Source organism: Miltoncostaea oceani, assembly GCF_018141545.1.
Lineage (GTDB): Bacteria > Actinomycetota > Thermoleophilia > Miltoncostaeales > Miltoncostaeaceae > Miltoncostaea > Miltoncostaea oceani.
Genome location: NZ_CP064356.1, coordinates 597,256 through 607,311, shown reverse-complemented (window position 1 = coordinate 607,311; position 10,056 = coordinate 597,256). Strand labels below are relative to the sequence as shown.

The 10,056-nt window shown below is 72.5% G+C and carries 11 protein-coding genes; 8 read left to right on the top strand and 3 right to left on the bottom strand.

Going from position 1 to position 10,056, the window contains the following annotated elements:
* The first annotated feature begins 42 nt into the window (after positions 1-42).
* The 4 genes from IU369_RS03025 to IU369_RS03010 all read left to right on the top strand — a co-directional run bounded on the left by IU369_RS03025 (position 43) and on the right by IU369_RS03010 (position 1,770).
* Entirely contained in the window at positions 43-480 is a 438-nt protein-coding gene (locus IU369_RS03025) for a MarR family winged helix-turn-helix transcriptional regulator (protein WP_217923093.1), read from the top strand.
* A 256-nt stretch (positions 481-736) separates the two neighbouring features.
* On the top strand, positions 737-991 hold the full coding sequence (locus IU369_RS03020; RefSeq protein WP_217923092.1) for a hypothetical protein: 255 nt from the start codon (positions 737-739) through the stop codon (positions 989-991).
* Positions 992-1,046: 55 nt separating this feature from the next.
* Positions 1,047-1,283: a DUF2249 domain-containing protein gene (locus IU369_RS03015; RefSeq protein ID WP_217923091.1), complete on the top strand. Its 237-nt coding sequence runs from the start codon at positions 1,047-1,049 to the stop codon at positions 1,281-1,283.
* A gap of 4 nt (positions 1,284-1,287) precedes the next feature.
* The gene (locus IU369_RS03010) at positions 1,288-1,770 is read left to right on the top strand and encodes a CopD family protein (RefSeq protein WP_217923090.1); all 483 of its coding nucleotides are present in this window, start codon (positions 1,288-1,290) and stop codon (positions 1,768-1,770) included.
* Between the two features lie 17 nt (positions 1,771-1,787).
* On the opposite strand, the gene IU369_RS03005 is transcribed toward IU369_RS03010, so the two are convergent.
* From IU369_RS03005 to IU369_RS02995, 3 genes are read right to left on the bottom strand one after another with little or no spacing between them, the layout of a single operon-like run.
* A complete protein-coding gene (locus tag IU369_RS03005; RefSeq protein WP_217923089.1) occupies positions 1,788-2,135 on the bottom strand; it encodes a cupin domain-containing protein in 348 nt (115 codons plus the stop codon).
* A complete protein-coding gene (locus IU369_RS03000) occupies positions 2,132-2,851 on the bottom strand; it encodes a helix-turn-helix domain-containing protein (RefSeq protein ID WP_217923088.1) in 720 nt (239 codons plus the stop codon). The genes IU369_RS03005 and IU369_RS03000 overlap by 4 nt, the downstream gene beginning before the upstream one ends.
* A 4-nt stretch (positions 2,852-2,855) precedes the next feature.
* Positions 2,856-3,074: a DUF6457 domain-containing protein gene (locus tag IU369_RS02995; RefSeq protein WP_217923087.1), complete on the bottom strand. Its 219-nt coding sequence runs from the start codon at positions 3,072-3,074 to the stop codon at positions 2,856-2,858.
* Positions 3,075-3,400: 326 nt separating this feature from the next.
* On the opposite strand from IU369_RS02995, the gene IU369_RS02990 reads away from it, so the two are divergent.
* Genes IU369_RS02990 through narI form a run of 4 tightly spaced genes read left to right on the top strand, consistent with a single transcriptional unit; the run spans position 3,401 to position 10,045 of the window.
* Positions 3,401-7,045 (top strand): nitrate reductase subunit alpha, encoded by a 3,645-nt coding sequence (locus tag IU369_RS02990; protein WP_425516810.1) that lies wholly within the window; start codon positions 3,401-3,403, stop codon positions 7,043-7,045.
* The gene (narH, locus tag IU369_RS02985) at positions 7,045-8,679 is read left to right on the top strand and encodes a nitrate reductase subunit beta (RefSeq protein WP_217923085.1); all 1,635 of its coding nucleotides are present in this window, start codon (positions 7,045-7,047) and stop codon (positions 8,677-8,679) included. Before IU369_RS02990 ends, narH begins: the two co-directional genes overlap by 1 nt.
* Positions 8,679-9,323, top strand: coding sequence for a nitrate reductase molybdenum cofactor assembly chaperone (narJ, locus tag IU369_RS02980; RefSeq protein ID WP_217923084.1), 645 nt, complete (start codon positions 8,679-8,681; stop codon positions 9,321-9,323). The genes narH and narJ overlap by 1 nt, the downstream gene beginning before the upstream one ends.
* A complete protein-coding gene (gene narI / locus IU369_RS02975; RefSeq protein WP_217923083.1) occupies positions 9,320-10,045 on the top strand; it encodes a respiratory nitrate reductase subunit gamma in 726 nt (241 codons plus the stop codon). Before narJ ends, narI begins: the two co-directional genes overlap by 4 nt.
* The last annotated feature ends 11 nt before the right edge of the window (positions 10,046-10,056 follow it).

Sequence of the window (10,056 nt, the reverse complement as noted above, 5' to 3'; positions counted from 1 at the left end):
TAGCCTTCACGGATCGACGCCGCCCGCCGGAGCCCCGAACGAATGAATCCCGATGGAACGACCGACCAGGCGATGGGCGCGGAGGAGTACCGCGAGGCCGCCGCACTGCGGGAGGGACTCCGGCGGTTCCTGCGGCGCAGCGAGGAGATCGCCGCGGCGCATGGGCTGACGCCCCAGCGCCAGCTCCTGCTCCTGCTCATCAAGGGGGCGCCGGACGGCTCGGAGCGTGCAACGGTGACCGACCTCACCGGACGGATGCAGCTCGCTCAGAACACCGTGACGGACCTCGTTGCGCGGGCTGAGGAGGCGGGGCTCCTCACACGCGAGCGATCCGCGGACGATGGGCGGAGCGCCTACCTGCGCCTCTCGAGTGAGGGCGAGCGCCGACTGGCCGGAACGGTCGCCGGCCTGGTGGCAGACCGCAGGAGGCTGATCGCGCTCGTCGGCGAACTGGATCGCTCTCAGCGCACCGGCACCTGAGGGTCGTCCATTCCCGCGGCGACCGACCCTGGTCGCGGCGGTGTGGGGGCGGTGCGCCGAGTGATGGCGATCGCCATCGGGCCCGTCCCGCGTCGTGGCCGTGCGTCCCGGTGCCGGGCCGCCTGCCCCATCGCAGTTTTTTTTCTGCTCATCAGTTTGAAAAATCGTCGGCGACGGCCTACGGTCCCTGCACGGGATCCGAGTGAGGGAGATGGCCATGGAGACGAGCCGGCAGACGCCACCAGATCGCGAGGCCGTGCGATCGCATGCGCGCGGCCGCCGTTTCTGGACGGTGCTGATCGCGCCGTGGCCGCTCGCCGTCGTCCTCAGCATCGCGGCGAGCGTCATCTTCGGATTCGGCGTGGCGATCGGCATCGGCAGCGGCCTGGCGATCGCGCTCGGCATCAACTTCGTCTGGGTCGTCGTGGTGCTGGCCGTGGACGACGGCGACGTGAACGATCAGGTCCGCGACGCGATGGCGCGGCCGGGGCCGACGGGGCCGTCGCGCTGAGCGCCGGCGGCCGCGCACGCCACATCATCCACCCACCCATCCACAGGAGGCAGCCATGGCGGCATCGCCCACCACCGTCATCGACGTGCGGGAGATGGTCCCGCGCGACCGTCACCCCACCATCTTCACCACCTTCGAGGCGCTGTCCCCAGGGCAGGCGATGGAGCTGGTGAACGACCACGACCCGCAACCGCTGCGTCGCCAGTTCGAGACGCGGCTCCCCGGCAGCTACACCTGGGACTACCTGGAGGAGGGGCCGGAGGTCTGGCGCGTGCGCATCGGCAAGCGGTGACCGCGTGAGGGACGACGTCTGGACGCTCGTGCGCTTCCTCCACGTCCTCGGGGCCGCCACCTGGGTGGGCGGGATGATCGTGCTCGGCGCCGTGGCGGTACCCGCCGCCCGGCGCGCGGGCGACCGCGCCGCCGGCCGACGGGTCGTCACCTCCGCGGCGCGCCGATTCGGCGTGATCGGGGCCGTCGCCTTCGCCCTGCTCGTCACGACGGGATTCGCGCTCATCGACCATCGCGGCGTCGCCGTGGGCGATCTCGCCGAGAGCGACTACGGCCGCCGCATCGTGGCGAAGATGGTGTTGCTCGCGGCGATGGGCGTCGTGACCCTGCTGCACGCGCTCTGGCAGGGCCCGCGCGCCCGGCGCGCCGACGAGGCCGACGACCCGGCGACGGCCCGGCGCTGGCGCCTGCTGGGCGCGGCCTTCGACGGGTTCCTGCTCGTCGCAGCGCTCGCCACCCTCTGGCTGGCGGTCTCGCTGGTGCCCTGAGCCCGGGACGGACTGCCCTATCCGGCCGTCGCACCGCCCACGACCGGCCCCACCAACGTCAGCATCATGACCGCCGCCGTGCGCGCCCGCACAGCGTGGCGGAGACCCGCATCCATCTTCACCCAGGCGCCCGCGCGGGCCGTGACGGTCTCGCCTGCGAGGGTCAGCTCGAACTCCCCCCGCAGCACCTCGACGATCGCCGTGCGGGAGGACGTGTGCTCCGTCAGTTCCTCGCCCTCCGAGAACCCGAAGACGACCACCCGGAGATCGTCGTCCGCATAGAGGGTGCGGCTCAGCGTGCCCGCGGCGGGGACCTCGATGGCACCCGCAGGGTCGAGCTCGACATGGAAGGCGCTCGACGTCATGGGGACTCCCTCGGGTGGTGGATGGCCGGCCCGTCGGCGGGGCCCAGGCGGAGGCGGCAGCCGGCCCGCCGCGGATCCTCGATGACGAGCTCGGTGATCGCGAGGCCGGGGCAGGCGCGCCGCGCGATGCCGCGCGCCAGGCCCCGGTGCATGAGGCAGATGACCTCTCCCCCCGGGGCCTCGACGCCGTCGGCGAACGGGCACTGGTCGAGCACGAGCTCGGAGAGCGGGGCGACCGCCGCCCAGCGAGGGGCGAAGCCCAACCGCTCGAAGGCCCACCGCAGCTCGTCGGCGCCGCCGCCGGGCGCCGGGACCGCCCAGCCCTGGCGCTCCCCGAAGCGCTCCACGTCCCCGGGGCCGAGGCCCGTCTGGCGGACGAGCCCCATCAACAGGCGCACGAGCTCGCGGTGCCCCGCAGCCTCACGTTCTCCGGGATCGGAGGTGAGGGTGTAGCGACGGGTGGGACGACCGCGCCTCCGGGGTGGGTCGCTGACGCCCTCCACGACGCCGGCGCGCTCCAGTGCGCGCAGCTGGACGCGGACCCCCGTGTGGTGCCGGCCGAGCGCGTCCGCCAGCTCCTGGGCCGTCACCGGTCGTCGGGCGGCCTCGAGTGCCGCGGCGACCCGGCGGGCGGCGGGCCGGGCCAGGCTCGCCGCGCGCGCGTGCCGTGCGGGCGTCAGGGCGTCCACGGCGCCGGGTGGGTGGGCGGCGCCCATGGGCCTACCCGTTCCGGAGCGCGATCGTCCGGGCCACGGCGAGGGCGTCATCGGGGGTGCGCCCCGCCACCGCCGCCAGCCAGCAGGCGACCGGCGCGGCGGTCCTCTGTGACGCGTGCGCGGCCTCGCCCGCCAGCGCCAGGAGCGCCTCGATGGCCGCATCGGTGGGCGGCTCGGCCCCCAGCGCCGCCGCGAACGCGTCGATCCACTGGCGGTCGGTCATCGATGCACCTCCATCGCGGTCCCGGGCGAGCATCTCCCCGCGGGCGCCCGTCGTCTCCAGGGGGGCGATCCCGGTGGGTCGGCCGCCGATGTCGGGACGTTGCAGGCATTTATTAGAGATCACCCTCGACTATACAACGGTTACGTGTCGTGTCCGTCGCCCCCGCCGCGTCGCCCCCCGTCCCCGCCGGCGCCCGCGCCCCCTGCGGATTCGCCGCACGCCGGGCCGGGTGGTTCGCGCCGCTCCGCTCGGGGGGCGCCCCGATGGCGACCCTCCGGGGCCAGCGGACGATCGGCAGCCCGCAGACACCCGGAGGTACGGCCGCGATGACCCTGCCGAGCCCGCGCTTCTTCCGCCGACTGACATCGAGGCCCGACGGTGCCTGGAGCGCCCTCGACGGCGGCCGATCGCGCGACTGGGAGTCGTCGTACCGTGAGCGCTGGCAGCACGACCGCATCGTGCGTTCGACCCACGGCGTCAACTGCACCGGTTCGTGCTCCTGGCAGGTGCACGTCAAGCAGGGGATCGTCACCTGGGAGACCCAGCAGACCGACTACCCCGAGAACGGGGCGGACGTCCCCGACTACGAGCCGCGTGGCTGCCCGCGGGGCGCGTCGTTCTCGTGGTACGTCTACTCGCCGCTGCGGATCCGGCACCCCTACGTCCGCGGCGCCCTCCTCGAGCGCTACCGGGCTGCGCTCGCGACGACGGGTGACCCGGTCGATGCGTGGGCCGCGATCGTGGACGACCCGGAGGCACGCCTCGCCTACACCTCGCAGCGGGGCAAGGGGGGGCTGGCGCGCGCCTCCTGGGACGAGGTCGCCGACATGGTGGCCGCCGCACACGTGCACACGATCCTGCGGTGGGGACCCGACCGGATCGTGGGGTTCTCCCCGATCCCGGCGATGTCGATGGTCTCGTACTCGGCGGGCACGCGGTTCTTCTCCCTGATGGGAGGGGTTCTGACGAGCTTCTACGACTGGTACGCCGACCTGCCCCCGGCCTCGCCGCAGGTCTGGGGCGACCAGACCGACGTGCCGGAGTCGGCCGACTGGTGGAACGCCACCTACCTGATGATGTGGGGCTCCAACATCCCCATGACGCGCACGCCGGACGCGCACTTCATGACCGAGGCGCGCTACAAGGGCCAGAAGACCGTCGTGGTCTCGCCCGACTACTCGGACCACACCAAGTTCGCCGACCACTGGCTGGCCGCCCAGCCGGGCACCGACGGCGCCCTGGCCCTGGCGATGACCCACGTGATCCTCCGCGAGTTCTACGTGGAGCGCGAGACGCCGTACTTCGCCGACTACGCCCGTCGCTTCACGGACCTGCCGTTCCTGGTGCGGCTCACCGAGCGCGACGGGGCGCACGTCGCGGGCGCGTTCCTCACCGCCGCCGACCTGGGGGAGACGAGCGAGAACGCCGAGGCGAAGACGGTCGTCTGGGACACGACCGCCGCCCGCCCTGCCGTCCCGAACGGATCGATCGGATTCCGCTGGGGCGACGAGGGACTCGGGCGCTGGAACCTCGACCTCCAGGGGGTCGTCCCGGCGATCACCCTCCTCGACACGGGCGAGTCGGTCGCGGTCGACCTGCCGCGGTTCGACGTGGGCGACACCGAGGGGGGCACGGTCATGCGCCGGGGCGTGCCGGTGCGCCGCGTCGGCGGCCACCTCGTGACCACGGTCTTCGACCTGCTGGCCGCCCAGCTCGGCGTCGCCCGTGAGGGACTCCCGGGCGACTGGCCGGACGGCCTGGACGACCCGGAGCCGTACACACCCGCATGGCAGGAGGAGATCACCGGCGTGGACGCCGGGCTCGTGACGCGCATCGCCCGCGAGTTCGCCCGGAACGCGGAGCGGACGAACGGCCGCTCCATGATCGTGATGGGCGCCGGGACGAACCACTGGTACCACTCGGACCTGATCTACCGCGCGATGCTCAGCATGGTCGTGCTCTGCGGCTGCCAGGGGGTCAACGGGGGCGGCTGGGCGCACTACGTCGGGCAGGAGAAGGTGCGGCCGATCACCGGCTTCTCGCAGGTGGCATTCGCGCTCGACTGGAACCGGCCCCCGCGCCACCAGGCGGCCACGCCCTTCTGGTACCTGGCCACCGAGCAGTACCGCTACGAGGCCTTCGCGGCCGACGAGCTCGCTTCGCCCCTCGGCGATGGCGCCATGCGCGGCGCCCACTTCGCCGACCTCTACGCCAAGGCCGCGCGGATGGGCTGGCTCCCGGCGTACCCCAGCTTCGACCGCAACCCGCTCGAGATCACGCCGGCCGCCGAGGCGGAGGGCATCACGCCGGCGGACTACGTCGTGCGCGAGCTGAAGGCGGGCGCGCTCCGGTTCGCCGCCGAGGACCCGGGCGCGCCCGAGAACTTCCCGCGGGTCCTGACCCTGTGGCGATCCAACCTCTTCGGATCGTCCAGTAAGGGGCACGAGCACTTCCTCAAGCACCTGCTCGGCGTCACGACCTCGGCGATCCGGGGTGAGGAGTCGCCGCCGGAGCTGCGGCCGGCGGAGGTCGTGTGGCACAACGAGGCGGCCGAGGCGAAGCTCGACCTGCTCGTCACCCTCGACTTCCGGATGAACGGCTCGTGCCTGCACTCGGACGTCGTCCTTCCGGCCGCCACCTGGTACGAGAAGCACGACATCTCGAGCACGGACCTGCACCCGTTCGTCCACGCCTTCTCCCCCGCCATCGGGCCGCCGTGGGAGACCCGCACCGACTGGGACATCTTCGTCCGCCTCGCCGAGTCGTTCTCGCGCCTGGCCGAACGGCACCTCGGGGTGCGCACCGACCTGGTCGCCGCGCCGCTGCTCCACGACAGCCCCGACGAGCTCGCCCAGATCGGCGCGCCGGTGCGCGACTGGAAGCTCGGGGAGTGCGAGCCGATCCCCGGGCAGACGATGCCCCGCTTGATACCGGTGGTGCGCGACTACCCGGCCCTGCACGCCCGCATGACGGCGCTGGGCCCACTCGTCGAGAGCGCCGGCACGGCCTGGAAGGGTGTCTCGTGGACGCCCGACCGCGAGGTGGAGGAACTGGCTGTCCGTCACGGCCGCGTGCGCGGCGGACCGGCCAACGGACGACCCCGGATGGAGCGCGCCGAGCAGGTCTGCGAGACGATCCTGGCGCTGTCGGGCACCACCAACGGCCGGCTCGCGGTCGAGAGCTTCCGCGCGCTGGAGAAGCGCACCGGCAACGGGCTCGCCGATCTCGCGACCGAGCACGCCGAGACCCGGATCACCTTTGAGGACACCCAGATCCAGCCCCGCAAGGTGATCGCATCGGCAGAGTGGTCGGGGATGGAGAGCCGCGAGCGCCGCTACTCCCCCTTCACGATCAACATCGAGCGCGAGGTGCCCTTCCGCACCCTCACCGGACGCCAGCACTTCTACCTCGACCACCCCTGGATGCGGGAGTACGGCGAGGGGTTGCCGGCGTACCGCCCCCCGCTCAACCTGGCGCGCCACCTCGGCCAGCAGGGCATCGACGACGGGGTCGCGGAGGTCACGCTGCGCTACCTCACGCCGCACTCCAAGTGGTCGATCCATTCGACCTATCAGGACAACCTGCAGATGCTGACGCTGTTCCGGGGCGGCCCGGTCATCTGGCTGAGCCCGCTCGACGCCGACCGCATCGGCGTCCGCGACAACGACTGGATCGAGGCCTACAACCGCAACGGGGTGGTGGCCTGCCGGGCGGTCGTCTCGCACCGCATCCCCGAGGGGACGTCGCTCATGTACCACGCCCAGGACCGTCACATCAACGTGCCGCTTTCCGAGGTGTCGGGCACCCGCGGCGGCACGCACAACTCGCTCACCAAGATCACGATCAAGCCGACGCACATGATCGGCGGCTACGCGCAGCTCTCGTGGGGCTTCAACTACTACGGGCCCACCGGATCACAGCGCGACGAGCTGACGGTCATCCGCCGTCGCCAGTCGGAGGTGGCGTACTGATGCGCGTGCGGGCCCAGGTCGGCATGGTGATGAACCTCGACAAGTGCATCGGGTGCCACACGTGCAGCGTCACCTGCAAGAACGTGTGGACGAACCGCGACGGCGCCGAGTACATGTGGTTCAACGACGTCGAGACGAAGCCCGGGGTCGGATACCCGAAACGCTGGGAGGACCAGGACTCCTGGCACGGCGGATGGGAGCTCTCGAGAAAAGGGCGCCTAGAGCTGAGGAGCGGCTCGCGCTCGCGGCGCCTGTTCAACATCTTCTTCAACCCCGACCTGCCGTCGCTGGACGACTACTACGAGCCGTTCACCTTCGACTACGACGCGCTGACGCGGGCGCCGACCTCCGAGCACCAGCCGGTCGCGCGGCCCGTGTCGGCCCTGACCGGCGAGCCGATGGAGATCGAGTGGGGGCCGAACTGGGAGGACGACCTCGCCGGGGCCCCCGAGCACGCCCCCGCGGACCCCAACCTGCGGGGCATAGAGGACGCCGTGCGGATGGAGTACGAGCGGGTCTTCATGATGTACCTGCCACGCATCTGCGAGCACTGCCTCAACCCCTCGTGCGTCGCCTCGTGCCCGTCGGGCGCCATGTACAAGCGCGAGGAGGACGGCATCGTCCTCGTCGACCAGGAGGCGTGCCGGGGGTGGCGCATGTGCGTCTCCAACTGCCCCTACAAGAAGGTCTACTTCAACTGGCAGACCGGTAAAGCCGAGAAGTGCACCCTCTGCTATCCGCGGATCGAGGCGGGGATGCCGACGATCTGCGCCGAGACCTGCGTGGGCCGGATCCGCTACATCGGCGTCGTCCTGTACGACGCCGACCGCGTGGAGCACGCGGCCTCCGTGGAGGACCCAAGGGACCTGCTCGACGCGCAGCTCGACGTCTTCCTCGACCCCGAGGACCCCGAGGTCCGCCGCCGCGCCGAGGCCGACGGCATCCCGGCCGACTGGATCGACGCCGCCCGCCGCTCGCCGGTGTACGCCCTGGCGATGCGCCACCGGGTGGCGCTGCCCCTCCACCCGGAGTACCGGACCCTGCCGATGGTCTGGTACGTGCCGCCGCTGTCGCCGGTGATGGGGATGATCGAAGGGGAGGGGAGCACCGCCGACCCGGACGACGTCTTCCCGGCGATCGACCGGCTGCGGATCCCGGTGCGGTACCTCTCCAACCTGCTCGCCGCCGGCGACGACGAGGTCGTCCGGCGGGTCCTCAAGCAGCTCGCGGCGATGCGGCGGTACATGCGCGAGCTGTCCCTCGGCGGGGAGGCCGATCCGTCGGTGGCCGCCTCGGTGGGCATGGAGGTCGGGGACATGGAGGACATGTACCGGCTGCTGGCCCTGGCCAAGTACGACGAGCGCTTCGTCATCCCGAGCGCCCATGCCGAGCTCGCCGGGGCCCTGTCCGCCCAGCAGGGCGCCTGTGGCCTGGACTTCGCGGGCGGGCCCGGTGGCTGCGGCGCCAACGGACGGGCCACGCGGGAGGAGGCGGCGGGCGAGGCCTTCCACGTCACGGCGCCCTCGCCGGCATCCGACCCCGTCGCCCGCGCCGCGTCGTCGCCGTCGAGCGGGTGCGGGAGCCGCGAATGCGGATGCGGCGGCGACGCGCCCGTCCCGGCCCCGGGGGCGTGATGGAGCCCCTCGCCCTCATCGCGATCGCACTGCAGCACCCGGATCCCACGCTGGTCGCGAGCCGTGGCGAGGTCGCCGCCGCGGCCCGCGCCCTGCCGGACTCCCCGGGCGTCGCGGCGCTCCGCGACTTCCTCGCCTGGTGGGCTGCCGAGCCCGCGGACGACCTGCGCCGCTCCTACGTCGAGACCTTCGACTTCTCGCGTCGCACCGCGCTCGACCTCACCTACTACACCCACGGCGACCGCCGCCAGCGCGGCCTCGCCCTGCTCGACCTGCGCCGTCGCTATGACGCAGCCGGGCTCGAGCTGGAGGGCCCCGAGCTCCCGGACCACCTGCCGGTGGTGGTGGAGTTCGCCGCGCTCGAACCGGGCGGCGGCGGTGAGCTGCTCGCGGGCTTCCGCCCGGTCATCGAGCTCATCCGCCTGTCGCTCGAGCGCGCCGAGAGCCCCTGGGCCGGCCTCATCGGCGCCCTCTGCCGGCTGCTCCCGCCCCTCGCGGAGGACGAGGTCGCCGAGTTGCGTCGTCTCGCCCGCGAGGGCCCGCCCGGCGAGACCGTCGGACTCGAACCCTTCGCGCCGCCCGAGGTCATGCCCGACCCCGTGCGCGCGACCGCGCCCTGCGGACCCGCCGGAGGCACGCGATGAGGCCGGTCGAGCTCCTCCTGTGGATCGTCCTCCCCTACGTGGCGATGACGGTCTTCGTCGTCGGGCACGTGTGGCGCTACCGGCACGACCAGTTCGGCTGGACCACGCGCTCGACCCAGATCCTGGAGAGCCGTCGGCTGCGGCCGGCGATCCTGCTCTTCCACCTCGGGCTGTTCGCGGTCCTCGGCGGTCACGTGCTCGGGGTGCTGGTGCCGGCGTCCCTGACCGAGCGGGCCGGGGTGTCCGAGCACATGTACCACGTGGTCTCGGTGACCGCCGGCACCCTCGCGGGCCTGACGATGCTGGCGGGCTTCGTGCTGCTGCTCGCGCGCCGCGAGACCGACGCGCGGGTGCGCGCCACCACGACACCCACCGACCGCGCCACCTACCTGCTGCTCGGCGTGATGCTCGTCACGGGCATGTACGCGACGGTGGGCGAGAACCTGCTGCTCGGCGGCTACGACTATCGCGAGACGGTGGCCCCGTGGTTCCGCGGGCTGTTCACCCTCGACCCCGACACGTCGCTCATCGCCGGCGCGCCCCTCGTCTACCGCATCCACGTCGTCGCGGCCTGGCTCCTCTACGCGCTCTGGCCCTTCAGCCGGCTCGTGCACGCGTGGAGCATCCCGTTCGGCTATCTCGGCCGCAGCAACATCCTGTACCGCTCCCGCCGGCCCACCGCGCTCGCCGACGAGCGCGCACGGCCGCGCACCACAGCCTGAAAAGGGGGGTT

What these genes read in the sequence shown, in the direction of transcription:
- narH (WP_217923085.1), top strand. Translation starts at nt 7,045, where the DNA reads ATGCGCGTGCGGGCCCAGGTCGGCATGGTGATGAACCTCGACAAGTGC.
- IU369_RS03000 (WP_217923088.1), bottom strand. Translation starts at nt 2,851, where the DNA reads ATGGGCGCCGCCCACCCACCCGGCGCCGTGGACGCCCTGACGCCCGCA.
- IU369_RS03025 (WP_217923093.1), top strand. Translation starts at nt 43, where the DNA reads ATGAATCCCGATGGAACGACCGACCAGGCGATGGGCGCGGAGGAGTAC.
- IU369_RS02990 (WP_425516810.1), top strand. Translation starts at nt 3,401, where the DNA reads ATGACCCTGCCGAGCCCGCGCTTCTTCCGCCGACTGACATCGAGGCCC.
- IU369_RS03005 (WP_217923089.1), bottom strand. Translation starts at nt 2,135, where the DNA reads ATGACGTCGAGCGCCTTCCATGTCGAGCTCGACCCTGCGGGTGCCATC.
- narI (WP_217923083.1), top strand. Translation starts at nt 9,320, where the DNA reads ATGAGGCCGGTCGAGCTCCTCCTGTGGATCGTCCTCCCCTACGTGGCG.
- IU369_RS03015 (WP_217923091.1), top strand. Translation starts at nt 1,047, where the DNA reads ATGGCGGCATCGCCCACCACCGTCATCGACGTGCGGGAGATGGTCCCG.
- IU369_RS02995 (WP_217923087.1), bottom strand. Translation starts at nt 3,074, where the DNA reads ATGACCGACCGCCAGTGGATCGACGCGTTCGCGGCGGCGCTGGGGGCC.
- narJ (WP_217923084.1), top strand. Translation starts at nt 8,679, where the DNA reads ATGGAGCCCCTCGCCCTCATCGCGATCGCACTGCAGCACCCGGATCCC.